The organism is Mesorhizobium sp. M7A.F.Ca.MR.148.00.0.0, from assembly GCF_003997735.1.
Classification (GTDB): domain Bacteria; phylum Pseudomonadota; class Alphaproteobacteria; order Rhizobiales; family Rhizobiaceae; genus Mesorhizobium.
Window position 1 is genome coordinate 23,472 of the sequence record NZ_RZTB01000006.1, and the last position, 25,283, is coordinate 48,754.

Below are 25,283 nucleotides of genomic sequence, written 5' to 3' on the forward strand. Positions count from 1 at the left end.
GCAAAGAGCGCGGCGTACCTGTTGCTTCGCGGGCGGGAGAGCGCACGGCTGCGCACGTACTCAGGCTGTTCATGAACGGCTTGAGTGGGGAGAATGAGCTGCTCGATGCTGAGAGGAACTGGGCTCGACGGAGTGATCTGGCGTTCGAGAAGGCTGCTGTCAGCTACGATAACACAAGAGAGGCCGCGTGATTAGCTTCCTGAGAATCGAAGTAGCGAAGAAAACCGCTCGCTCCACGCGACGGGCCCCAGAGGCACCCTCTGCATAGAGCGGGGTGTTGCTGCGGCACTCTTAAGGTGAGGTAAAGCTTCCGCACGCAGCCCGATTCGTGGGCGATCGGCTCTGTTGGAAATTTGGTGGTGAGACTAAGGACAATCGACGCGTAGTGTGTTCCGGGCGATCTTCCAGGCGGACTCGACATGCCGCCGCGCTGCTGCTTCCGCCGCTTCCGGCTTGTGTGCGCGGATCGCATCCATGATCTCGTTCATCTCGGCGATCGCCGCTTCGCGCCGGTTGGTCGAGACGATTGTCATCGAACGAAGCTGGTTGATGCGGACATTCAGCCCGGAGACGATTTCCCAGGCGACACGCTTGTCGGCGGCCTCGAACAGTGCCTCGTAGAATTTGGTCGTCGCCCGCATCACCGCAGGCGGCGTCGCCGACGCCCACGCATCGAACAAATCCGCCAGCGCCCTTTCGAGCGTTGCCAACTGCTCGCCGGTGGCCGACAGGGCACAGGCTCGGGCCGCGATGCCTTCAAGCAGAGCCCGAAGCTCGTAGATCTCGTCGGTACGGCCGAGGTCCGGCCTGGCGACGGCCGGCCCATGCCCAGGGATCATCTGCACGAGCCCCTCTGCCTCCAGCTGCCGCAGTACCTCACGCACGACGGAACGGCTGACGCCGAGCTGGTCGCAAAGCGGCCGTTCGACAAGCCTTTCGCCAGGCTGGAAATGGAAATCCATGATCGCTTCGCGCATGCGCTCCAGCGCCAGCGTCCTCAAGGTCTTGGAGCTGCGGTCGATGCGAAGCGTGTCGTCTGGCATGTATGCCTCCTGCGCCGCTACGAAAACAGATTCGATGCCCGGTTGACAAGGTACTTGGCGCTCCATAGCATGGTATACCATAAGATGGTAGCGGGATTTGATGTCCCGAGGCACCACCTACCCGAGGAATTCCATGCAGCCCGCCATTCGTAAGATCGTTACCTATACCGAGAACACGCTGATCGAAGGCGGCAAGGCCGCCCCCCGGCCGCTGCGCCTTATCGGCGTCGCAGCGGTGCTGACCAATCCCTGGGCCGGTCGCGGCTTCACCGACGATCTGTCGCCCCAAATCCGAGCCTGTGCGCCGGTGCTGGGAGAGATCCTGACCCACGAGATCGTTGCCGCCGCCGGTTCCGGCGAGGCTATCGAGGGCTATGGCAAGGCCGCCATCTGCGGTACGTCGGGCGAGATCGAGCATGCGTCGGCGTTGATCCATACGCTGCACTTCGGCAACCACTATCGGCGTGCCGTAAGCGCCAAGACCTACCTTGCCTTCACCAATCTGCGCGGCGGGCCGAACACCCCGATCATCATTCCGCTGATGGACAAAAATGACGAAGGGCGGCGCTCGCATTACCTCACCGTGCATTTCCAGATCGGCGATGCACCGGCGCCCGACGAGCTGGTTGTGGCGCTCGGCGCCTCGATCGGCGGCCGCCCGCATCATCGAATCGGCGACCGCTACCAAGACCTCAAAGAGCTTGGGGACGTGCATGGCTGACCCTTCCGCATCGGCATGGGCTCGACGGGGTGCGGCGCCCGACGGCACCGGCTTCATCCGTGTCGGCGCGGGCGCACCGGTGCTTTTTATTCATGGCGTTGGTATGAACGCCGCGATCTGGCAGCCGCAGATCGAGCGGATGTCCGATAGCTTCGACGTCATCGCCATCGACATGCTCGGCCACGGTCAGTCGCCGCTGCCGCCGCAGAACCCAGAACTCGCCGACTATGCTGATCAGGCCATTCGCCTGCTCGACCATCTCGGCCTCGACAAAGTATCCGTCATCGGCCACTCGATGGGCGCGCTCGTTGCCCAGGAACTCGCGCTACGCGCAGCCGAGCGCGTCCGCCGCATCGTCTCGCTGAATGCCGTGTTCCGGCGGCCACCTGAACTGGCCGAAGCTGTTCGCCAGCGCGCGGTGGCGCTTACCGGCAAGAGTGACGTGACCGGCACGGCACAGACCATTGCCCGCTGGTTCGGAGATCCGGTGCCGGTCGAGCTCGAGGCGGCTGCACGGAAGACGGCCGCCGTACTGGGTGCCGTCGACCCGGAAGGTTATGCTCGCACCTATCGCCTGTTCGCTCGTGCCGACAGCGACCACGCTGACCGCCTGCCGAGGCTAGCCGTACCGGCCCTGTTCATGACCGGTTCCGAGGACAGGAATTCTTCGCCGGCAATGTCGGCCGCGATGGCGCGGCTGGCGCCGCATGGCCGCTGCACAGTGCTCTCAGGCGAGCGGCATATGATGGCGGTGGCGGATCCCGGCCTGACGACGCGCCATATCGTCGACTTCCTCAAAGAAGGCGAAGCGATCGAGCAAGACAGCGCTGCCGCGGCGAACACCGGGTTCGACGGCAGCGAGTTCCGCCGTGCGCTGGGTTCCTTCCTCACCGGCGTCACCATCGTCACCACCATCGGGCCCGAAGGCGAGCCGCGCGGCTTCACCGCCAACTCCTTCACCTCGGTGTCGCTTGATCCACCTTTGGTGCTGGTCTGCATCGCTCATAAGGCGGTTGGCCATCCTGTCTTTGCGACATCGAAAAGCTTCGCCATCAACGTCCTCAACGAGGATCAGAAGGCAGCGTCCGGCATATTCGCCTCGAAAGCGGCCGACAAGTTCGCCGCCGTTGCCTGGCGACCGGGACGAACGGGCAGCCCCGTGCTGGACGGCTCCGTCGCATCCTTCGACTGCGACATGGAGCGGCTGGTCGATGCCGGTGATCATTCAATCCTCATTGGCCGCGTCCGCGATTTCGAGCACAATTCCGCGCAGCCGCTCGGCTATTGCCGCGGCGCGTATGTCGCGCCCGGCCTCAGCCAGGACGCGCTGGCAGCCACCCAGCCCGGCACCGATGTCGGCGCCATCCTCGAGAATGGCGGCCGGATCCTGTTCCTGGAGACGGCGGATGGTTTTGAACTGCCGCGCGGTCGGGGTCTGGGTGCGGCTGGCGATGGGAAAAGCCTGCGAGGGGTGCTTGCCGCGAGGGCCATCGAGGCCAAGCTGGGCTTCCTTTTCGCCGTCTGGGACGATGCCAGAGATGTTTCGCGCACACATGTCTACTATCGCGGCACGTTCGACGTGCCCGCTTCCAGCGATCGCGGCATCAGGCTGGTCGAGATTCACGCGATCGAGGAGTTGAAAATCGCCGATCCGGCGATCCGCTCGATGCTCGCACGCTATGTCAAGGAATGCTCAGTGGATGCATTCGGCGTCTATGTCGGCAACGATGTCGAAGGCGAGGTCCGGCCGCTCGCCAGGACCGCCGGTTCCACAGCACCCAACACAGGTGACCAGCGATGAAATTCTCGCTCTTCGTGCATATGGAACGGTCGGACCTCGCCAAGCCGCATTCCGAGCTCGTGACCGAGCTCGAGGAGTTGGTCCTGATGGCCGAACAGGCCGGATTCGAGACCGCCTGGATCGGCGAGCATCACGGCATGGAATTCACCATTTCGCCCAATCCTTTTATCAATATCGCTTATCTCGCGGCCAAAACCAGCCGGATCCGTCTCGGTACCGGAACCGTGATCGCGCCCTTCTGGCATCCGATCAAACTTGCCGGCGAAGCGGCGATGGCCGACGTCATTAGCGGTGGTCGGCTCGACATCGGCATCGCGCGCGGCGCCTACAGTTATGAATATCAGCGTATCTTTCCAGGCCTCGACGCCTGGGGCGCCGGCCAGCGCATGCGTGAGATCATACCGGCGATCCGCGGCCTCTGGGAAGGCGACTTCGAACTCTCCGGCGAGTTCTGGCAATTCCCGCCCACCACCTCCTCCCCCAAGCCGCTACAGAAACCCTACCCGCCGATCTGGGTGGCAGCGCGCGATCCGAACTCGCACGATTTTGCCGTTTCCCATGGATGCAAGGTGCAGGTGACGCCGCTGGCTTCCGGCGACGACGAGGTGGCGAGCCTGATGCAGCGCTTCAACGGCGCCTGCGCTGCGCATCCCGAGATCGAACGTCCGGAAATCATGCTTTTGATGCACACCTTCGTCGCCGAGGATGCAGCCGATGCCGATCGCCTCACCCAGGACCTGTCGACCTTTTACTGCCAGTTCGGCGCCTGGTTCCAAAACAAGAAGCCGGTGCACCAAGGCATATTGGAACCGCTGACGGAGGACGAGATCGCGGCCATGCCGCAATACGCGCCGGACAGGATCAGGCAGAATCTGGTGATCGGCGAAGCCGACGAAGTCCTCGCTCGACTGAAGGCTTATGAGGCGCTCGGCTACGACCAGTATTCGATCTGGATCGACAGCGGGCTTTCGCATGAGCGCAAAACGAAATCGCTGAAACTGTTCATCGACCGGGTAATGCCGGCCTTCCTCTGATCGCGAGCCCATGACCGACGCTGTTTTCAGAAACTTCATCGACGGCCGCTTCGACGAGCCATCAGCCACGTTCGACAGCGTCGACCCGTCGACCGGCGCGGCCTGGGCCAGGATGCCGGTGGCGAGCGAAGCCGATGTCGACCGCGCCGTCGAGGCGGCGCACCGCGCATTGCGCTCAGACCCATGGCGAAGGATGACAGCGACAGAGCGTGGAAAGCTGCTTGTCAAGCTCGGTGACCTCGTCGCCGCCAATGCCGCGAGCCTTGCCCAACTCGAGACACGCGACACCGGCAAGATCATCCGCGAAACGCGCGCCCAGATCGCCTATGTCGGCGACTACTACCGCTATTATGGCGGGCTCGCCGACAAGCACGAAGGCGCGCATGTGCCGATCGACAAGCCGGATCTCGACGTCACCATTCGTCGCGAGCCGATCGGCGTCGTTGCCGCCGTCGTGCCGTGGAATTCGCAGCTGTTCCTTTCGGCCGTCAAGCTCGGCCCGGCGCTGGCCGCGGGCTGCACAATCGTGCTCAAGGCGTCCGAGGATGGTCCGGCGCCGCTGCTCGCTTTTGCCGAACTCGTCGAGGAAGCCGGCTTTCCCTCCGGCGTCGTCAGCATCCTCACCGGCTTCGGCCATGAGTGCGGCCAGCGCCTGACCAGCCACAAACTGGTCTCGCGCGTCGCCTTCACCGGCGGCCCCTCGACGGCGCGCGCCATTGTCAGGAATACGGCGGAGAACCTTGCCTACACGACGCTGGAGCTCGGCGGCAAAAGCCCGATCGTCGTCTTTGCCGACGCCGACCTCGACAGCGCCGCCAATGCGGTTGTCGCCGGCATTTTCGCCGCGACCGGCCAGAGCTGCGTCGCCGGGTCACGGTTGCTGATCGAGCGTTCGGTAAAAGATGAGTTCCTCGTCCGGCTGAAGCGCAAGGCCGAAGCGATCCGCATCGGCGACCCACAGGATCCGGCCACAGAAATGGGGCCGCTCGCCACGCTGCGCCAGCGAGACTGGATCGAGAAGGTGGTCGCGGAGAGCCTTGCCGCGGGCGGCAGACTGGTCACCGGTGGAACGCGGCCAACCGGCGACGGCTTCTACTACGCGCCGACTATCATCGACGCCGGCGGCAGCGACCTGCCTTGCGTGCGCGAGGAATTGTTCGGGCCGGTGCTCAGCGTGCTTGCCTTCGACAGCGAGGCGCAGGCACTGGCGCTCGCCAACGATACGCCCTTTGGCCTGGCTTCGGGCGTGTTCACCAGCAATCTCGGCAAGGCGCATCGCATGGCGCGTGACATCCATGCCGGTGTTGTCTGGGTCAACACCTATCGCGCCGTATCGCCGCTCGTTCCCTTTGGCGGTTACGGCCTGTCGGGTCTCGGCCGCGAAGGCGGGCTCGACGCCATCAGAGATTACACGCGCTCGAAATCCGTCTGGATCAAGACGTCGGACGAGCCGATCCCGGATCCCTTCGTCATGCGCTGAGGGGTTTGGGGCGCAGGTGCATTGAGAAAAACAAGAACAGACCAACAGAGGAGAATATCATGAAATTGTTTCTGACCGGCTTGCTGGCCGGACTGCTCGCCGCCACCGCTGGCAAGGCCGATGAAATGGCCTTCACAAGTTGGGGTGGCACCACGCAAGAGGCGCAGACGAAATCCTGGGCAGCCCCCTTCGAGGCCAACTCCGGCATCAAGGTCCTGCAAGACGGACCAACCGACTACGGCAAGCTCAAGGCCATGGTCGATGCCGGCAACGTTACTTGGGATGTCGTCGACGTGGAGATGGACTTCGCCATCAAGGCCGCCAAGGACGGGCTGCTGGAACCGATCGACTATTCCCTGGTGCCCAGGGCCGATCTCGACCCGCGCTTCAGCAATGAGCATGCCGTCGGCAGCTTCTATTATTCCTTCGTGCTCGCGTGGAACAAGAGTGCCGTAACGGGCGAGCCGACCGGCTGGGCCGACATGTTCGACACCAAGAAGTTTCCCGGCAAACGGACCTTCTACAAATGGTCGGCGCCCGGCGTCATCGAGATCGCGCTGCTCGCCGACGGCGTGCCGGCGGACAAGCTCTATCCGCTTGACCTCGACCGTGCCTTCAAGAAACTCGACACCATCAAGTCCGACATCGTCTGGTGGGGCGGCGGTGCCGAGTCACAGCAGCTGATCGCTTCCGGGGAGGCCGCCTTCGGGCAACTGTGGAACGGGCGCGTCTTTGCCCTTCAGCAGGATGGCACCGAAGTCGGAGTCTCCTGGAACCAGAACCTCACCGCCGCCGACGTGCTCGTCGTGCCGAAAGGCGCCAAGAACAAGGGCAGTGCGATGAAGTTCCTTGCCGCTGCGTCCAGCCCGACCGGCCAGGCGAAATTCGCCGAGGCAAGCGGCTATGCGCCGATCAATACCAAGGCCAAGGCTGAGATGCCCGCCGATGCCGTCAAAGCACTCCCCGATGCCCATGTTGAGGGACAGATCAACCTCGACATGAACTACTGGGCCGAGCATCGAGATGAGATCGCCACGCGCTGGTATGCCTGGCAGACCAAGTAACGCCGTTGCAGGTGACGGGCGCGCGGCTGGCGCGCCCCGTTTCGGGACAGGACCGCTCGATGCAAGGAATTTCTTTCAGACGCAGCTCAGTCGCCGGCCTGCCGGCCGGCAGCGGCAGCGCCTTGCCGGCTCTGCTGCTGGTCGGCCTGTTCTTCATCATGCCGGTGGTGGCCCTGCTGCTGCGCAGCGTAACCGATCCTGAACCGGGCCTGCAGAACTACGCGACCCTGTTCGGCAGCGGCACCTATGTGCGGGTGTTCCTCAACACTTTCCTGGTCGCATCGGTCGTAACCGCCGTCACCATCCTGGTGGCCTTTCCCGTTGCCTGGATGCTGGCGATCATGCCGCCGGCCATGGGATCGATCGTCTTCGGCAGCATCGTGCTGTCGATGTGGACCAACCTTCTCACCCGCACCTATGCATGGATGGTGCTGCTGCAGCGTACGGGGGTGATCAACCGGGCACTGATGGGGCTCGGCATCATCCACGAGCCGCTGCCGCTTATCAACAATCTGGCCGGGGTCACCATTGGCATGGTCTACATCATGCTGCCCTTCATGATCCTGCCGCTGGTGGGCACTTTGCGCGCCATCGACCCTATGACGCTGCGCGCCGCCGCCCTTTGCGGCGCAAGCCCGTTCGAGGCCTTCCGCCGCATCCTCTTACCGCTGTCTCTTCCGGGCGTCGCCGCCGGCGGTCTGATGGTCTTCGTCATGTCGCTCGGCTACTTCGTCACGCCGGCCCTGCTCGGCGGCACATCGAACATGATGCTGGCAGAGATGATCGCCCAGACGGTGCAGTCGCTACTCAACTGGGGGCTCGGCAGTGCGGCCGCCTTCGTCCTGCTTGTCGTCACCATGGCGCTCTACGCGATCCAGCTTCGCCTGGTTGGTGCCAGGCGCGCCGGGGGAGGGATCTGACATGCTGCTCGACTATGAACGGCTCGGATGGCTGCGGGTGGCGCTTGTCGGCTTCACGGCGGCCGTCGCGGCATTCCTGCTGCTGCCGGTGGTCTTCATCGTGCTCCTGTCGTTCGGTTCGTCGCGCTGGCTGGCCTTTCCGCCACCCGGCTGGACGCTGAGATGGTATCAGCAATTGCTGGGCGACCCGACCTGGATCGATGCCGCGCTGACCAGTGCCCGAATTGCCGCCATGGCCGCTATTCTGGCCGTCATCATCGGCCTGTTCGCTGCCTTCAGCCTCGTCAGGGGTGAGTTCCGCGGACGCCAGGTCCTGCGCGGATTGCTGTTGACGCCGATGGTGCTGCCGGTCGTCGTTTTCGCCATCGCCATCTACGCTTTCTTCCTGCGCATCGGCCTCGCCGGCACCACGGTCGGCTTCGTCATCGCCCACACCATCCTGGCGCTTCCCTTCGCCATCATCCCGATCACCGCTGCGCTCGAAGGTTTCGATAAATCCATCGAGGATGCAGCCATCGTCTGCGGCGCAAGTCCGTTTCAGGCGCGGCTGAGGATCACCTTGCCGTCGATCAGGATCGGCATCTTCTCGGCGGCGATCTTCTCGTTCCTGGCCTCGTGGGATGAGGTCGTGGTGGCGATTTTCATGGCAAGTCCGACCTTGCAGACCTTGCCGGTTAAGATCTGGGGCAGCCTGCGCGCAGACCTCAGCCCGGTGGTCGCCGCCGCCTCCAGCCTGCTCGTTGGCCTGACGTTTTGCCTGATGATTGTGACCGCACTCCTTCGCAGAAAATTGTCCAGATGACCCGGTCCTTCCTGTCCATACGCGCGCTAAGAAAGACGTTCGGCGCCTTCGTCGCCGTCCACGACGTGACCATCGATGTGCCCAAAGGTGAATTCCTGACATTCCTCGGCCCGTCCGGCTCCGGCAAGTCGACGACGCTCTACGCCATTGCCGGTTTCCAGGATCCGAGCTCAGGCGATGTGCTTTTGGAGGACATGTCGCTGCTTTCGGTGCCGTCGCACAAGCGCAACATCGGCATGGTGTTCCAGCGCTACACGCTGTTTCCGCATCTGAGCGTCGCCGAGAATATCGCCTTTCCGCTGCGCGTGCGCCGCCGGCCCGATGCTGAGATCAAGCGCAAGGTTGCCGACATGCTGGCGCTGGTGCGTCTCGAAAACTTCGCCGACCGCCATCCGGGCGCGCTGTCTGGCGGCCAGCAGCAGCGCGTGGCGCTTGCCCGCGCGCTCGCCTACGACCCGCCGATCCTTTTGATGGACGAGCCGCTATCGGCGCTTGATAAGAAGCTGCGCCAGGAAATCCAGGCCGAGATCCGCCGCATCCACCGGGAGACAGGCGTCACCATCCTCTATGTCACCCACGACCAGGAGGAGGCGCTGCACCTATCCGATCGGATCGCGCTGTTCAGTGAAGGCCGCATCGAACAGATCGGCACCGGCGAGGATCTTTACCTCCGGCCGGCGAGCGAATTTGTTGCGGGCTTCATCGGCAACTCGAATTTTCTGCCGGCTGAGCATTTGCAAACCGCGCGTGGCGCATCCACGATCCGCCTGGCCGACGGCTCAATCGTGACCGGTATCAAAACGACAACATCGTTCGGCCAGGGTCAGAGGGTCCGGCTGATGGTGCGCCCGGAAGCCTTCCGCCTCGCGCCTGGAGCCACGAGCGCGGCGCTCGCCGTCGAGATCATCGACACGGCGTTCTTTGGCGACCGCCGGCGCGTCATGGCGCGCACGGCCGCCGGCGACGAAATTGATGTCAGGCCAGCCTCTGACGCGGAGGGAGCAGACAGCGCCACAACATCAGGCAAGCGTATCTTTTTTGATCCCGGATCGGCCTTCTTGTTTCCGGCCTGAAGGGCCGGATTGGTCAGGTCACGTCGATGTCTGTGAAGGCCCGAAGAACCGCTTCTTAAAATCCGTGTCTGAACGCTGCCGATCCGCTCCTGGCCCAACGCCGCCCGACTGCTTTGCGCCTCATGGTCGTAAGGTCGGTTTTGCCATCGCCTAAAAGCTGACGATCGCAGGCGACTGCGCTGGAAGCCGTGGGACAGTGGCCATCGCCCGATGGCGTTCAGGATCGTGCTGGCAAAGCCGCAATCAGCGAAGCAACAAAAGGGGCGGTTTGGCCGTTCTGATGAGTCGCATTGGCGGCTGGGGCATTCGAAGACATGACGACGCAGCAAATTTTGTCATTTGCCGTAACCTTCGTGAATGGCAGCGTTCGTGTGGGGTCGCTATCGTTATGATCTGGTCGCGGCCGCGGCACTGTTGCTTGCTCTCTCGGTTGGCATTGTGCCTCTTGACGAAGCCTTCAGCGGGTTCAGCGACGATATCGTGGTTATTGTTGGCAGCGCTCTGCTGGTGAGCGCAGGGATATCGCGCTCGGGTATCATGGAGGCCGCCATCAAGCGCTTTGCTCCGAAATTATCGGGAGTTCGGTCGCAACTGGCGCTGCTGGTGATCGTGGTCACGATCCTCTCTGCCTTTGTAAAGAATATCGGGGCGCTCGCTATCATGATTCCGATCGCCTTCCAGTTCGCGCGCCGGTCTAACATTTCACCCTCGATATTTCTGATGCCTATGGCGTTCGGGTCACTGCTCGGCGGTCTCATGACGCAGGTGGGAACATCTCCCAACATCGTTGTGTCCCGAGTACGAGAGGAACTGACCGGAACCGCCTTCACAATGTTCGACTTCACACCTGTTGGAGCTGCCATAGCCGCTGCCGGAACGATCTTCCTTCTGTTTTTCTATTGGTTGTTGCCGGTGCGCGAAAAGCTTGGCGGATCACTGAACGAAGCCCTCGACATCAAGAACTACCTTACGGAGGCTCGAATTGTCGCCGACTCCACGGTGCTCGGGAAAACCGTCGCAGACCTCATGAAGCTCGCCGGCGGCGATGCAATCGTGACGTCGATTCTGCGCAATCGCACGATGCGGATGACGCCACTGCCCGACGCGATCCTCAAGGTGAATGACATCCTGTTGCTCGAGGGCGACCCAGAAGCGCTGGATCGCCTTGTCTCCCAGGGCAGGCTCAGCGTGACCGGGGATAGGGTTGGTGGTGACGACACCACCAACGAAATGGTCGCTATCGAAGCCGTAATCGGTGAAAGCTCCTCTTTGATCGGCTGGACCGCCCAGCGCCTTGCCCTTTACGATCGCTTCAATGTCAACCTCCTGGCTGTCAGCCGTCGCGGGGAGCGCCTCGACCGCAGGCTGGCCGAAGTCGAGCTGAGGCTCGGGGACGTTGTCGTTTTGCGGGGCATTGCAGCCAGGATGCCTGAGATACTTCGTGAACTCGGCTGCTTACCACTGGCAGAAAGGGCAATCCTTCTTGGTAGCGTCCGCAAGGGTATCGTGCCGGTAGTAATCCTTGCTCTCGCCATGGTGGCGACGGCGTTTGGGCTGCTGCCAGTCTCCGTCGCTTTCTTCGCGGCCGCTGTCGCGGTTGTGCTTTTCAAGGTCATTCCGCTCCGCGACGTCTACCAATCGCTCGATGGGCCTATCCTCGTGATGCTGGCCGTTCTCATTCCAGTAAGCGATTCGCTACGCAGTACAGGGGCGACGGGAGTAGTTGCCGGCGAGCTTGCTAGGCTGGGAACACTCCTTCCGGCGTCCGGCGCACTGATGCTCATCCTTGTCGCCGCCATGGCCGTTACGCCATTCCTCAACAATGCCGCCACCGTCCTTGTCATGGCGCCTATCGCCGCCGAATTTGCTAGTGATCTGGGCTACCGGCCGGAAGCATTTTTGATGGCTGTCGCCATTGGCGCCGGCTGTGACTTTCTCACCCCGATCGGACATCAGTGCAACACGCTTGTCATGGGGCCGGGTGGCTACCGCTTCAGCGACTATCCCCGTCTGGGACTGCCCCTATCTTTTCTCGTAGTCATTGTTGCCGTGCCGATGCTTATGATCGTTTGGCCAGTGGACTGACATCGATATTCGGATGCCCTCCTTGGAAATCCCACATGACACTACATTCCGGTTGGTGTCGCCAACGGTGGCCCTCTCGTCCCGCCCGCGGCGATAGACACTTTGTTCCAGCCGTTCATCGGGCGAAGGGAAAGCAAGCAAAAGTCGGCACAAGGCGTGTTTTGCGCAGCGGCAGGGCCATGGTGAACTGCAAGCCGTCACAACGACATTCTATCTTGCCGCTAACCTGAGATACGAGCGTTGCACATCGCGCAGGGCGGACGAGGGCGGCTGTTAGCCGCCCAGTCATTTCATCTCACACGTTGCGACGCCCTCTGGCCCCCTCCAGGTCATCACCTGTGTAGACATCAGCCGTTGGATCGAAGCCGGTCCAACCGCCTGCTTCGTATTCGTTTCGACGGCGGGCGATGTCGACGGGATTATATTGCTTCAGTATCTCTTCCGCGTCGGGGACTAGGTCGTCTTCGACCCTGGCTATGACCATTGTTCCCCCACGCCGAACGCCTTCGGCATAAACATGTGCGTCGTTTTCTGGCACACCGGACTCTGTCATCGCGCCGATGATGCCACCAGCTGCGCCACCGACCACGGCACCGCCGACAGCGCCGACCGCAGTCGCTGCCAGCCAGCCCGCGGCAACCACGGGGCCGACACCGGGTATGGCCATCAGGCCGAGGCCGGTGAGCGAGCAAGCCGCCGGCCCCGCCGATAACGGCGCCGACACCAGCCCCCGCCGCCGCATCCTCGCCAGCCTCCGACGCTTCGCCCGTAAGCCGGCCGCTCGAATTGCTCGCCACGATGCTAATATCGTCGTGCGGAACGCCGGTGGCTTCAAGCTCACCCACAGCGTCGCTTGCTTGATCGTAATTGTCGAAGAGTCCTGTTACGGTTTTCATCTGATTTGTCCTTGCTTGGTGATCAATTCTTGCCGGCAACGACGTTGCCTTGAAAGTCGAGGGCGATGGGTGCTGCTTTGCCGTCCTTGCTCGCGGTTCCACGCCAGATCCCCTTGTCGTCCTTCGTCAGGGCGGAGACGTCCGAGTAACCCGCCTTCTCGATGGCGCTCTTGGCCTGGTCCTCGGTGAAGCTGTTGGCACCAGGCACCGGCGCCGCAGAATTTGTGGTGTCCGCATCGGAGGCGGCTGGCGCGGAACTGTCGGGGGCAGGAGCGGCAGCCGCGACCTTGCCAATCATCTCCTGATGCATCTTGAGTGTCGGCAACGTCTCGCTTGCAAACGACTTGAGAGCGGAATTGTCGCCATCCTTGGCGTAACTTTCAAACATGCTCACAGCGTCGGCATGCGCCGTCCTCTGCATGTCGGCATAGGGTGCATCGACTGGCGCCGCAGCTGACTGCAACTTGTCGACGTCGCTCTTGTGGGCAGCGTCGAGGTCGGCGGGCACCTGCAATTTCTGTTCGCCGGCAATACTCTCGAGCTTGGCGTTCGCAGTGCCATGGTCGGAGATCATCCTCTGGGCGAAATCCTTAAGGGTCGGATCTTGGAGCTTGTCTTGAGCGACCTTGCTGGACTGCACTTCGAACATCCCGCCGATCGCGGCCTTCGTGACGAAGTCCTGTGCCGTCTCTGCTGACAAGGCAGGCAGTACAGCGGTCATTACGGTCGCGATCGAGAGCGATGCCATGCGTAGTTTGGTTCTCATGCTGAGGTTCCTTGGTTGAGGAGGACGATGAACCCCAATCTCCTGGCGCTACCTTTGTTCCGGACGTTGACAAATGTCGGACATTTCGGGGCGCCATTCCCGTCGTCGTGAAGCTGGCGGAGCGTCCCGATCCCATTGTCCGGGACCTCAGACCGATCGAAGAGTTGCCATTGCGCGCAGAGGGAGCCTGATGGCGAAAAATCCAACGGTGAAAAGTTCGGTGTGCGATCTGGCAAGAGCCTGAAGCAGACGCGCCCGGTCAGAAAAGCACCACAAAGGCGGAAAGACGTCGGTCACGCCCCAGACTCCGCCTAACCGGCATGCCGGCGGGTAGGCAGGTCGACATGCGTGACCTCCGCCAAGTGATCGCGCGAACGGCCAAGGCACCCGCCGCTGCTCGTTTCTGATTATGAAAGCCCGCCGCCCCATTTGCGAAGCGGCGGGCTTCATCCGCCCCAACTTGTCAAGGCAACTTTGATGCCAAACCTTTTTGGCTCTCTATAGGACAATGGGCCTGTCCGACAGCGATCAAACAGACATCCAAAATGCCAGCAGCAGGGCGCATATGGATGAGACGAAAGCAGCGGTGGCAAAAAGCACGCCCTGCCAATCTGGCGGTGGATCGGACACCAACTTGTCGGGGGGCGGATGATTGTCATTCATGATAAGCAATTTTGCGATGCCAAGTTTGGTCCCGCTAATCCTTCAGGTTGTCGGCGGAAATGGCCGCCCTACCGAAGGCCAAAGAAACTCAAAACCGCCAAGACGACGACCACCGCACCGACGAGCCAAATGATATTGTTCATGATCTCTCTCCTGTTGCTTTCGAAAGTTCGCGCCTGGCAGCGCCGATCGTTCGGGACGCCTCTGCTTCGAGTTCTACAAGCTTGTCCCTGATCTCCTCCGGCTCGGCGTGCTCCAATCCGACAACGTCATTTCTGGTTTCATTCAGTGAAACGATGATCTCATCGAGTTTGGCGTGAATGGCGGCGGTGTCGCGATAGCCTTGTAGAAGGACAACACCAGTGATCACGATGGCGGCAACCGACAGGGCGTAGGTAACCGCACTTGTCAGACCAAAGGGCACCAGGGCGGTGCACAAAACCATTGCTAGGAGAATGACATAGAAGCCCGGCGGCCGAGATAGGAAGTCGGAGGCCGCGAAAAGGAACCGATTCATATCCGGGCCAAAGTCATCAAGGCGACCAGTGCGGTAATGGCCACACAGATAGGCACTGCTGCCAGTAAGCCTGCCTCTAAGATCCGACTCTCTTTGTCGCGCAACATCAGGTCACCTACTCCAAGTTAAAGATATAGGGCTCGCGAGCAGCTGGGCGGCTCGCGAACCCTGCTATGGCGTCGGAAGGGACGTTGCTGCGCCGATCCACCACATGTCAGCCAAGCACGAGTGCCATCACGAGAAAGGGGACAGCTGCGAATAACAGCGTGCTTGGCCAGCACTTTTATCCATCTGCTTTCTCCCAAATTCGAGAGACAACAGCCGCGGGGGGCAGGCGTTCCAGTCGCTGTCTCTGACAGGACCAATGCGTGTTCTAGGACCAGACTTAGGCCCCAAAGGGACTAGACCTAAGTGCCTAAGGCGGAACGTTTAGGGCGGCTCCATGTTCAAGTTGCCGGGCGGCGCGGGACGATGATCGTGTTGCGCCCGTCCCCACGGGAGTGCAGATATGAACATGCTTCTAAAGAACACCGCAGCAGCGATGTTGCTCTTGGCTGGGATCGGCTCAGCCGCCGCGGACGACATCATTATCCAGCCGGAACAAGACACCGTCATCCGCGAATATGTGAAGCAGCAGCCCCTGGCGTCGGTCAAGCTCCCCGGCGTGGAACTGAATGTCGGGACAGCTCTGCCAGACACGGTTGAGATCCATGAGGTCCCCAACGTCAAATACCGCTATGTGGTGGTCGACAACCGCACGGTGCTGGTGGACCCGGGCACCCGAAAAATCATCAAGGTTTACGACTGAACGAACCAATCCAACCCCGCCGCCATCGCTGGCGGCGGGGCTGAAGCGTATAAATCTCCACGTCCGGACGAAGATGATGAGCCTTAAAGCCGCGACATCGCAAGCGCTCGTGGCACGCCTCTCCGGCACGAATGCGGGAAGCACGCTAGAGCGAAGGCCGAGAGGAAACCCCTCCAAAGGTCTCGGGCTTTATGGATGATGGTCGCGGCCAGGCAGAGTTTTCCGCTCAGCAAGCCAGTCCAGGAGTTCAAGGACCTTCAGGGCACGATCTGTGCACGAGTAATACGCTTTTTGACACTCCTGCTTCCGGGTGACCAGCCCAAAGTCTCGCATTATGCTAAGGTGTTGGGAGAGTGCGGAGTTGCTAAGCCCTAATCGCGACGCCAGATCAGAAACGGATATTTCTCCGTCGGCAAGAATGATTAGAGCGAGAAGGCGCTTTTCATTAGCCATGGCAGCGAGCAGCTCGGCGGACGGCGCATAAATGCTGTGGTTTTCGGGATCCATGATGTCTCCCTCACTCACGCGTCGAGCGGGCCTTGCGCAGGCCGAAATGTAAAGAACTCTGAACTCGCCTCCCATTTACCGCAGCGGCGGGCCAAGGATGACGTGCCGGGATCGTCGGGCGCTCCGGCGCGTTAGAACTATTAGCGTAGCGTAATGTTCCATCAGAAGGGCGTCGCTGTCTGACGGCCGGCGTCGGCGGCTAAGCGCCTTAGCTCCTGGATCGCCCCTTCTTCGAAGCCTGGGAACCTTTGGCTTCGGCAGCAAGGCGTTGTTCTCGAAGTCGCGCAGTTTTTAAAAAACGCGCCTCTCTCTCGGCCGCGTTAGCAACTTTTGCCTCGCGGTCTGCGCGCTCCAATCGGTCTTTGTCGATGCTTCGCTGGGACACTTTGGCCTCCTACCAGAAGACCGTTGAATTTACTTTTCGCTAAATTGTTCCCGTCAATTCGGCGACTGCCTTCCTGACGCTTGCGGCACCAACAAAGCAAAACACCGCCATCGGCGTAGCGGGCTCTTGAAGAGGCAGGCAATTGGAGGGTACTGACAAACTAGCTACCGCCACACTGCTTCCGGCATCAAAGGTGCCGGATCGCAACGCCGCATGCCGACAGCATCGATGGGCCGGAGATGAACGGCAAGGACGCCTGTGCAGTTCGCCAAGCACCTTCGGGTCCGGAGAGCCTGCACTGCAGCCTAGCTAGCTCTTCAAAATAGGCCGCGAGATCGTCATCAGCATTCGCCGGCTCTGAACATTGGTGATGTTGTGGAACCCACGGTGATGTTGTGGAACCCAGCGCAAGCCTCACATCGCTGCTTCCTGCTCCATCTCTTTCATGTCCTGAAAGCGGTCCGCAATCCGTGGGTGAACCCGGCCGCCGTCCGCAGCACCGATGGCAACGACAATCTCGTCGGCAGCCGGGCCGTCGGCGATCTGGAAGTTGGCGGTGATGAAATGCGAGCGGCGACCGTTCTCGCTCTTGTGCATCATCGGCAGCGATAGCAGCGCGCCCGGCGCGTTGCGGGTGTTACAGAATTCGAGATAGGTCGTGCCGCCGACGGCGTCGCGGAAGACATTGCCGAAGCGCAGCGTATGGATCATGGCGGAGGCATGCTCGATCTCGCCGGCGGTTCCGACGGCGGCCGCCTTGCCGTAGCTTTCGATGCGTTCCGCCTGCATCAATCCAATCAGGCGGCTCGTGAGTTCCTGCCCCAGCCGGGGCGCTATGGCGACAATCTCCGGCTGCAAATCCTCGACGAAGCCGCGCCCGGCCCATGGGTTGCGCAGGACGGCTGCCACCACGATCGACGTTACCGGCCTTGCACCCGCTTTGCCGCCTTCGATGTGCACTTCCTCGATGAAGGTGCTGACTTTTCGCAATTCCATGATTTGGCCTCTCCAGGTGGAAGCTCAAGCTAATGCACGCCAACCGTCGGGTATTCCTCCGGTTCGTAGGAAGAAACGGCGTGCGTCCCGCTTGGAAGCGGTGTAGCGTTCGTATATCCGCGACGGCTTAAATTCGCCCTTCGCGAGCGGCGGAAGATCAGGCGTGGACCACGAGTCGCAAATTCTCTCCTTGCGGGATGCCGCCAGCCTCATCAATTCGGGCGGCGATCTCCAGTCCGTGCTGCGCCATCTCGTGCTGGCGGCCTGTCGTCATGCCCAATGGACTCTAGGCTCGATCATGGGCATCGACGCCCCCCACGGCCACGCCTATGTCATCGTGCGCCACGACCCGACGCTCATTCACCGCACGTTGCCGGACCGTTGGGAGCTGGCCACCAGTCCCTCGATCGTCGCGCTCAACCGCAACGAGCCGGTCTACATCAGGGACGCGCGCGTATCGGAGGAGTTCCCGGGCTACCGCCGAGAAGCCTTCGAGCGCGACTACCGCAGTGTTCTGGTCATGCCGATGAACTGCGTCGACGAAGACGGCCGGCCGATGGTGCTGACCGTCGTTTCCCGCGAGATCACCGAAGTGACGGCGCAGGATATCGCCTTCATCGGCATGATCGTGCATCTGGGTGAGATCGCGGTCGAGAAGCAGCATCGGCTGCGCCAGGAGAAGCAGGCCGGCGAGCGTCTGCAGCGCGCCCTCTCGGCGCACACCTCGCTTCTCCAGCAAGCCTTGTCGGACGGATCGGGGGCCTCGCTCGCCGAAAAAGTCAGCGAGCTGCTACCCAATCCTGTGGTGGTGATCGATTTCCATGCCAATCTGGTTGTCGCCGGCCGTTCCCCGAGCGAGGCGCATTTCGACACCGCCTCCTGGCAGCAGGCGGTGAGCGGAACGCTCAGCCGGCAAATCTTCAAGATAGCGCGCGGCGCGTCCGACGGGCGTCACACCGAGACGCTGTTCGTCGATGACGGCAAGCGACAGCTCAAGCTTTCGGTGCGCATCGAGCCGCTTAGCATCGACGCCGAAGTGGTTGGCGCACTGATGATTTTCCCGACGCCTCACGAGTCTGGTCAACTCGATCAGATGCTGCTCGACAGCACCAAATTCGCCCTCAGTGTGCAGATGATGCGCAGCTTCGTGCGCTTCCGTTTCGAGACGCGCTCGCTGACCGAGCTTTTCCTGGAGGTGGCGGAGCGCCGCTGGCGCGACGAGGCCGATATCATCAATCGCGCCCGCCGGCTGGGGCTCGACTTGACCGTTGCACAGAAGATGATCGTCGTCGACCTCGCCGAACAGGACGGTGCCATCGGCCTTGCCGATCCGCATCATGAGGTCATGCGTCTGCTGCAGCAGGCCGGCATTGCCGGCACGGCAATCGCGGTGGAGGATGGGCTTGTCTGTCTTGTCCCGGCCGATACCGGGCAGGATGGCGCGCGCTTCGCGAAATTGCCGCACAAGATTGCGGCCGGGCTTGGCCGCTATTTCGAAGGTGAGCCGGTGGTTGTGCTTTCCGAGGCCTGTGCCGCGCTGATCGATTATCCCATCGCCTGGGAGCGGTGCCGCCGCATGATCCGGATCGGCCGTTCCTTCGGACGCACCGGCGTTTTTGCCGGCCAGGATTTCGGTCCGTTGCCGATATTGGTCGCCGCTGCCGACGCTCCGGACGTGCGCGGCTTCGTCGACGAAAGTGTCGGCGCCCTGATCGCGCATGACCGCGAGCACGGCACGCCCTATCTGGAGACGTTATTTGCCTATCTGCGCGAGGGCTGCCGCAGCCAGGCCTGCGCCGACGCCATCGGCCTGCATGTCACCACCTTACGCTATCGCCTGTCGCGCATGGAGGACCTGTTCGGCATCCGTCTCGACACGCCCGAACAGCGCTTCGCGGTTGAACTCGCGATCCGTCTCAGCGGCATCATCGACAGCCGCACGCCGACAGCCCGTTAGATTCTGTTGACCTCGCCACCACTGTTTCGACGCGGCAGCCGCCGCAAGTGCAGGCGCGCTGCGCCTGCACCTGCTCGGGATGGCAGCAGCACGCCCCGACATCTTTCCTACAGACCGGAGGAAGAAGGCCGGCCGTCTCTTGCCTAGCTTTCATCCGACACTATGGGAGGAAAGCAATGGCGGACGCGGTGGTACACAGGACGATCGACCCGATCGCCTTGCGTCGTGCCTTCGGCACCTTCGTCACCGGCGTGACCGTCATCACCACGCGCGACTGCGACGGCAATCCGCGCGGCATGACCGCGAACTCCTTTACCTCGGTCTCGCTTGACCCGCCGTTGCTCCTGGTCTGCGTCGCCAAGGCGGCGGCGAGCTTTCCCGCATTCAACGAAACACGGTCCTTTGCGGTCAATTTCCTCCATGAAGGCCAGGTCGACGTTTCTTCGGTGTTCGCATCCAAAGCGGCGGACAAATTCCAGTCGGTCAACTATGACCGCGCCCACACCGGCGCGCCGATCCTCACCGACAGCCTGACATGGTTCGACTGCACCGTTCACAACCGCATCGAGGCCGGCGACCACATCATCCTGATCGGCCAGGTCCAGGCTTTCGGAACCAGCCCATCGGCGCCGCTCGGGTTTTGCCGCGGCCGTTACGCCAGCGTAAAGGATCCGCTGCCTGCCGGCTGGCTGGCCTCGCAGGACATGATCATCGGCTATCTTGTCGAAGCCGGCGACCGCATCCTCTTGCGCACCGATGGCAAGGGAAGTTGGGTGCTGCCGACGGCGCGGCGCCGCAAGGCCGACAGTCAGCTCGTCCTCGATGGCGGCGAGGCGCTGACCCTCGTCCCTGAAAACACCTTCCTCTATTCGGTCTTCGACGTCGCCGACAGCGACCCGGGCTATCTCATTTACCGCGCCGAACTGAGCCGTGAGAGCGCTGAAGCAGCACTTCCGGATGGCCACGCCTTCTTTTCCGTCGACGCGCTGCCCTATGAGCGGGTCGCCACCCATGAATTGCGCGCCATGCTGCGCCGCTATGCGCGGGAGCGCCAGGACAAGCGCTTCGGCATTTACATCGATACCGGCGACGGCGGCCGCGTCGCCATGATCGACGGCCAGTCGCAATCGTGGACGCAAGCCGCATCCGAATGATGCTTCACCCAGGACAGACAGCATGAAAACGACGGTCGAATCGCTCGAAGGCTCACGCCAGAACCTGTTCATCAACGGCGCGTTCGTGGCGCCGAAAGGTGGCCAGTACATCGACAGTTTCGATCCGACCACCGGCAAGCCCTGGTACCAATTCGCAGAGGCCAATGCCGAGGATGTCGGCGCGGCCGTGGAGGCGGCGCGCCTAGCTTTTGCCAATCCAGTCTGGCGACGCATGACCCACACCGACCGCGGCACGCTGGTGCGCCGTTTGGGGGAACTGGTGCTGGAGCACGCCGACGAGTTGGCGCTGATCGAGACCCGTGACAACGGCAAGCTGCTCAAGGAAATGCGGGCGCAGATGCGCGCCATGCCCGACAGCTACACCTATTTCGCAGGGATGGCCGACAAGCTGCTCGGCGACACCATTCCGGTCAACAAGCTCGACATGCTCAATTTCAACCTGCGCGAGCCGATCGGCGTCGTCGGCATGATCACGCCATGGAACTCGCCGCTGATGCTGCTCACCGGCACGCTGGCGCCATGCCTGGCGCTCGGCAACACGGTGGTCGTCAAGCCGTCCGAGCATGCCAGTGCCTCCACGCTCGCGCTGGCCGAGCTGATCATGGAGGCCGGCTTCCCGGCCGGCGTCGTCAATGTCGTGACCGGCACCGGCGCCGTGGCGGGGGACGCGCTGACCCGGCACCCTGGCATCGCGAAATTCGTCTTCACCGGTTCGACGGCGACGGGCCGGCGGATTGCCGCCAATGCGGCTGAGAACCTCATCCCCTGTTCGATGGAACTCGGCGGCAAGTCGCCACATGTCGTCTTCGACGACGTCGACATCGACCATGCCGTCAACGGCGTCGTGTCCGGTGTGTTCGCGGCGGCTGGGCAGACCTGCGTCGCCGGTTCGCGCTGTTTCGTCGAGGCCAGCGTCTACGATCGGTTCGTCGAGGCGCTGGTCGAACGCACGCGGCGCGTGCGGGTCGGGCTGCCGATGCTGGAGGAAACCGACGTCGGACCGCTGGCGCTGTCGGTGCAACTCGCCAAGGTAGAAGGCTACGTCGCCTCGGGCGTGCGCCAGGGCGCGCGGATTGCGGCCGGCGGCAAGCGGCCGCAGGCGGATGAGCTTGCAGGCGGCTGGTACTTCGAGCCGACCGTGATGACCGATGCTGACAACGGCATGGACTTCATGCAGGAGGAGCTGTTCGGTCCTGTCGTCGGCGTCATCCCGTTCTCGTCGGAAGACCAGATGATCCGTCTCGCCAACGACACCCGCTATGGGCTGGCCTCCGGCATCTGGACCCGGGACATCAACCGCGCGCTGCGTTTCGCCAGGAACGTCGAAGCCGGCACGGTCTGGATCAACACCTACCGCGCTTCGTCCTTCATGTCCGCCAATGGCGGCTTCAAGGAGAGCGGCTACGGGCGGCGCGGCGGCTTCGACGCCATGGAGGAGTTCTCGCGCCTGAAGAACGTCGTCATCGACTACTCGGGCGCCATGCAGGACCCCTTCATTATCCGCCTTCGCTGACCAACCCGACGCACTGGGGAGACCGACATGAAATTCGCCGTTTCGCTGACCATGGAACGCTTCTCGCCCGATATGCCGATGTCGAAGGTGAAGAGCAATCTCCTCGAGTTGGCGCGCCTGGCCGACGAAGGTGGCTTCGAGACGCTGTGGACGGCGGAGCATCACACGATCGAATGCACGATCTCGCCCAACCCCCTGATGACGCTGACCTGGCTTGCCCAGCATACCGAGCAGATCCGCCTCGGCACCTCGACGCTGGTCGCGCCCTACTGGAGCCCGATCCGGTTGGCAGGGGAGGCGGCACTTTGTGATCACCTGACCGGCGGGCGGCTGGAGTTCGGCATCGCGCGCGGTTCGTACCAATATGAGTTCGACCGCATGGCCGGCGGCATGCCGCAGCAGGAAGGCGTTGCCTATCTGAAGGAGCTGGTGCCGGCGGTGAAGAAGCTGTGGGCACAGGATTATGCCCATGACGGCGATTACTGGAAGTTCCCACTCGCCGCCGGCGTGCCGAAGCCGCTACAGAAGCCGCATCCGCCGATCTGGGTGGCCGCGCGGGACCCGGGAACCTTCGACTGGGCGGTCGGCATCGGCGCTTCGATCCTGTCGACGCCCTTGTCGGCGCCGGCGGCCGAGATCGCCGTGCTCGGCGAGAAATTCCGCAAGGCCGTCGCCGATCATCCAGAGGTGCCGCGCCCGCGCCTGATGATGCAGCGGCGCACCTGCGTCTACGAACGAGCGCAGGACTGGGAGATCGCGGTCGGGCATGCCATTGACTATGGCCGCGCGTTCGAGAACCTGTTCCAGAACATCGGCACCGTGCAAAACGGCTTTCCCGAAGCTATCCCCTACGAGAGCGTCAAGGGCAAAGACAATTACAATCCCGAGAACATCCGTCGCAACCTGATGTTCGGCACGCCCGACGAGGTGATCGAGAAGCTGCTCGACTATGAAGCCGCGGGCGTTGACCAGTACTGCCTCGGCCTGACGTTCAACCTGCCGTTCGAGCTGCAGAAGAAGACGATCAAGCTGTGGGTCGACGAGGTGATGCCGGTCTTCGCCGCGCGCGAGCGCGACAGGGCGCGCCAGGCGGCGAGGGCGTGACCATGGCGCGCTCCGGCCAGCTCGATGTCGAGGGCGTGCTGCTCAACTGGCGCCTTGAGGGTGAGGGTGGGTTGCCGCTGGTCTGCATCCATGGAGTCGGCTCCTATCTCGAAGCCTGGAGTGGCGTGGCGGGCCAACTGAAAGATCGCTTCTCGATTCTCACCTTCGACCTGCGCGGCCATGGCCGCTCCAGCCGGATCAAGGGCCGTTACGAGATCGATGATTTCGTCAAGGAAACGCTAGCGCTGGCCGACCATGTCGGGTTTGCCACCTTCCATCTGGCCGGGTTTTCACTGGGTGGCCTGATCGCACAGCGCCTGTCGCTGACGCATGCCGAGCGCCTGAAAAAACTGGTGTTGCTGTCGACGGTCGCCGGCCGCACGCCCGAGGAACGGCACGCGGTGCGTGGCCGGCTGGCGGCGCTGATGGCGAGCGATGCCTCAGTGCATCATGCAGCCTCGCTGTCGCGCTGGCTGACGGAGGATTTTCAGGACAGCAACCCGGAGGTCATCGCCGAGTTGCGCCGGCGTGACGCTGAAAACGACCGCGACTGCTATGCGGCCGCCTATCGCGTTCTGGCCGAGACCGATTTCGGCGGCATTCTCGACCGCATCACCTGCCCGACGCTGATCGTGACCGGGGAGGACGATCAGGGCTCCAGCCCGCGGATGGCACGGCTGATGCACGAACAGGTGCAAGGGTCGCAACTCGCCATCCTGCCCGGACTTCGTCATTCGATCCTGATCGAGGCGCCGGCTCGGGTTGCCACCCTGATGGGCGATTTCCTGATGGACGCTGACCGCGGGAAAGGGGGCGGCGCCGATGAATAGCAGCCTTCGCGATGCGAAAGCGAACGCCGGACACCACTGGCTGCACGACACCTCGCAGGGAGCGGGCCGAGACCTTCCCTGTGATCGGGGGAATGGCGACGGCAAACATCCTCCGCGACATCGGAAGACCGGACCGGCCACGACGTCGCTAAATCGGCGGGCCTTTGGGAGAGGACGCCGACCAGGTCGGCACGAAATTGGGACGTCACGACCGGCTGAACGGAAGTGACTGCAAGGAACTGAACAACAACAGGGGAATACGGATATGACATTCTGGAACAGACCACAGCTGACGTTGGCCGCGATGGCGCTTGCGCTTGGCGCATATCCTGCTCACGCAGGCGCGGTGCTCGACCGCGTTTTGGCGGCCGGCACGCTCAAGGTGGCGACCGATGCCAACTGGGCGCCGCAGTCCTTCGTGAATTCCAGCAACGAGCTGGACGGCTTCGATGTCGACGTCGCCAAAGCCATCGGCAAGCACCTCGGCGTCAAGGTCGAGTTCATCACGCCCGGCTGGGACATCATCACCGCCGGCCATTGGGCGGGGCGCTGGGACATGCACGCCGGCTCGATGACGCCGACCAAGAAACGCGCCGAGATCTTCGATTTTCCGGCGGTCTACTATTACACGCCGGCGGCCGTTGCCGTGCACAAGGACAGCAAGGCCAAGACGCTGGCAGATCTCGACGGCAAGGTGGTCGGCGCCACCAGCACCTCCACCTTCGAGGCCTATGCCAAGAAGGATCTGACGCTCGACGCCGCCGGCGCGCCGCCATTCGAGTACAAGCTCAACCCGAAGGAGGTCCGCTCCTACGAGAATTCGACGACCGCCTTTGACGACCTCCGCCTCGGCGACGGCGTGCGCCTGGACGCGGTGGTCTCTTCGCTACCGTCGATCCTCGATGCCGAGAAGGCCGGCTACCCGATCAAGCAACTAGGCGATCCGGTATTCTACGAGCCGCTGGCGATTGCCATCGAACGCGGCGATCCCGAACTCTCCGCCAAGATCGGCGACGCCGTGAAAGCGATGAAGGAGGATGGCACGCTGAGCAAGCTCTCCGAAAAGTGGTACCGGCAGGATTATTCGAAGACCAACTAGCCCCTTTCAAAGGCGGCCTGCCCCCGGCAGGCCGCCGAACAGCC

20 protein-coding genes and 2 pseudogenes are annotated in these 25,283 nt (G+C 62.5%); 16 read left to right on the forward strand and 6 right to left on the reverse strand.

Going from position 1 to position 25,283, the window contains the following annotated elements:
• Positions 1-365 precede the first annotated feature (365 nt).
• Positions 366-1,043 (reverse strand): GntR family transcriptional regulator, encoded by a 678-nt coding sequence (locus EOB49_RS03785; RefSeq protein WP_127380185.1) that lies wholly within the window; start codon positions 1,041-1,043, stop codon positions 366-368.
• 133 nt (positions 1,044-1,176) lie between these two features.
• Between EOB49_RS03785 and EOB49_RS03790 the strand changes: the two genes are divergently transcribed.
• The 9 genes and pseudogenes from EOB49_RS03790 to EOB49_RS03830 all read left to right on the forward strand — a co-directional run bounded on the left by EOB49_RS03790 (position 1,177) and on the right by EOB49_RS03830 (position 12,023).
• A complete protein-coding gene (locus tag EOB49_RS03790; RefSeq protein ID WP_127268589.1) occupies positions 1,177-1,764 on the forward strand; it encodes an amino acid synthesis family protein in 588 nt (195 codons plus the stop codon).
• The gene (locus EOB49_RS38590) at positions 1,757-3,565 is read left to right on the forward strand and encodes an alpha/beta fold hydrolase (protein WP_127380186.1); all 1,809 of its coding nucleotides are present in this window, start codon (positions 1,757-1,759) and stop codon (positions 3,563-3,565) included. Before EOB49_RS03790 ends, EOB49_RS38590 begins: the two co-directional genes overlap by 8 nt.
• A complete protein-coding gene (locus tag EOB49_RS03800; RefSeq protein WP_127380187.1) occupies positions 3,562-4,599 on the forward strand; it encodes an LLM class flavin-dependent oxidoreductase in 1,038 nt (345 codons plus the stop codon). The genes EOB49_RS38590 and EOB49_RS03800 overlap by 4 nt, the downstream gene beginning before the upstream one ends.
• Before the next feature lie 10 nt (positions 4,600-4,609).
• On the forward strand, positions 4,610-6,079 hold the full coding sequence (locus tag EOB49_RS03805) for an aldehyde dehydrogenase (protein ID WP_127380188.1): 1,470 nt from the start codon (positions 4,610-4,612) through the stop codon (positions 6,077-6,079).
• 59 nt (positions 6,080-6,138) lie between these two features.
• Positions 6,139-7,143, forward strand: coding sequence for an ABC transporter substrate-binding protein (locus EOB49_RS03810; protein ID WP_127380189.1), 1,005 nt, complete (start codon positions 6,139-6,141; stop codon positions 7,141-7,143).
• 59 nt (positions 7,144-7,202) lie between these two features.
• A complete protein-coding gene (locus EOB49_RS03815; RefSeq protein WP_127380190.1) occupies positions 7,203-8,063 on the forward strand; it encodes an ABC transporter permease in 861 nt (286 codons plus the stop codon).
• Between the two features lies 1 nt (position 8,064).
• Positions 8,065-8,865 carry an ABC transporter permease gene (locus tag EOB49_RS03820; RefSeq protein ID WP_127380191.1) on the forward strand — a complete coding sequence of 267 codons (801 nt, stop codon included), beginning with the start codon at positions 8,065-8,067 and terminating at the stop codon, positions 8,863-8,865.
• Complete coding sequence (locus EOB49_RS03825) at positions 8,862-9,938, forward strand: ABC transporter ATP-binding protein (RefSeq protein WP_127380192.1); 1,077 nt, start codon at positions 8,862-8,864, stop codon at positions 9,936-9,938. The genes EOB49_RS03820 and EOB49_RS03825 overlap by 4 nt, the downstream gene beginning before the upstream one ends.
• A gap of 314 nt (positions 9,939-10,252) precedes the next feature.
• Positions 10,253-12,023: pseudogene (locus EOB49_RS03830) on the forward strand (SLC13 family permease).
• Between the two features lie 295 nt (positions 12,024-12,318).
• On the opposite strand, the pseudogene EOB49_RS03835 reads toward EOB49_RS03830, so the two are convergent.
• The 3 genes and pseudogenes from EOB49_RS03835 to EOB49_RS03845 all read right to left on the reverse strand — a co-directional run bounded on the left by EOB49_RS03835 (position 12,319) and on the right by EOB49_RS03845 (position 14,865).
• Positions 12,319-12,919, reverse strand: a pseudogene (locus EOB49_RS03835) (general stress protein).
• 22 nt (positions 12,920-12,941) lie between these two features.
• Positions 12,942-13,685: a DUF4142 domain-containing protein gene (locus tag EOB49_RS03840; protein WP_127380194.1), complete on the reverse strand. Its 744-nt coding sequence runs from the start codon at positions 13,683-13,685 to the stop codon at positions 12,942-12,944.
• 802 nt (positions 13,686-14,487) lie between these two features.
• A complete protein-coding gene (locus EOB49_RS03845) occupies positions 14,488-14,865 on the reverse strand; it encodes a low affinity iron permease family protein (RefSeq protein WP_127380195.1) in 378 nt (125 codons plus the stop codon).
• A 508-nt stretch (positions 14,866-15,373) separates the two neighbouring features.
• Here EOB49_RS03845 and EOB49_RS03855 point away from each other — a divergent pair.
• Entirely contained in the window at positions 15,374-15,673 is a 300-nt protein-coding gene (locus tag EOB49_RS03855) for a DUF1236 domain-containing protein (protein WP_127266845.1), read from the forward strand.
• Between the two features lie 189 nt (positions 15,674-15,862).
• Here the strand turns inward: EOB49_RS03855 and EOB49_RS03860 are convergent, their stop codons facing one another.
• Together EOB49_RS03860 and EOB49_RS03865 are read right to left on the reverse strand one after the other, a co-directional pair.
• Positions 15,863-16,180 carry a metalloregulator ArsR/SmtB family transcription factor gene (locus EOB49_RS03860; RefSeq protein ID WP_164781582.1) on the reverse strand — a complete coding sequence of 106 codons (318 nt, stop codon included), beginning with the start codon at positions 16,178-16,180 and terminating at the stop codon, positions 15,863-15,865.
• 799 nt (positions 16,181-16,979) lie between these two features.
• Positions 16,980-17,561, reverse strand: coding sequence for an amino acid synthesis family protein (locus tag EOB49_RS03865; RefSeq protein WP_127332298.1), 582 nt, complete (start codon positions 17,559-17,561; stop codon positions 16,980-16,982).
• Positions 17,562-17,724: 163 nt separating this feature from the next.
• On the opposite strand from EOB49_RS03865, the gene EOB49_RS03870 reads away from it, so the two are divergent.
• The 6 genes from EOB49_RS03870 to EOB49_RS03895 all read left to right on the forward strand — a co-directional run bounded on the left by EOB49_RS03870 (position 17,725) and on the right by EOB49_RS03895 (position 25,239).
• Positions 17,725-19,518 carry a helix-turn-helix domain-containing protein gene (locus EOB49_RS03870; RefSeq protein WP_127380196.1) on the forward strand — a complete coding sequence of 598 codons (1,794 nt, stop codon included), beginning with the start codon at positions 17,725-17,727 and terminating at the stop codon, positions 19,516-19,518.
• A gap of 176 nt (positions 19,519-19,694) precedes the next feature.
• The gene (locus EOB49_RS03875) at positions 19,695-20,672 is read left to right on the forward strand and encodes a flavin reductase family protein (protein WP_127322470.1); all 978 of its coding nucleotides are present in this window, start codon (positions 19,695-19,697) and stop codon (positions 20,670-20,672) included.
• A gap of 22 nt (positions 20,673-20,694) precedes the next feature.
• Positions 20,695-22,206, forward strand: a complete 1,512-nt coding sequence (locus EOB49_RS03880) for an aldehyde dehydrogenase (RefSeq protein ID WP_127380197.1) — start codon at positions 20,695-20,697, stop codon at positions 22,204-22,206.
• Between the two features lie 27 nt (positions 22,207-22,233).
• Positions 22,234-23,310, forward strand: coding sequence for an LLM class flavin-dependent oxidoreductase (locus EOB49_RS03885; protein ID WP_127380198.1), 1,077 nt, complete (start codon positions 22,234-22,236; stop codon positions 23,308-23,310).
• 2 nt (positions 23,311-23,312) lie between these two features.
• On the forward strand, positions 23,313-24,140 hold the full coding sequence (locus EOB49_RS03890; RefSeq protein ID WP_127380231.1) for an alpha/beta hydrolase: 828 nt from the start codon (positions 23,313-23,315) through the stop codon (positions 24,138-24,140).
• A 265-nt stretch (positions 24,141-24,405) separates the two neighbouring features.
• Positions 24,406-25,239: a transporter substrate-binding domain-containing protein gene (locus tag EOB49_RS03895; RefSeq protein WP_127321603.1), complete on the forward strand. Its 834-nt coding sequence runs from the start codon at positions 24,406-24,408 to the stop codon at positions 25,237-25,239.
• The last annotated feature ends 44 nt before the right edge of the window (positions 25,240-25,283 follow it).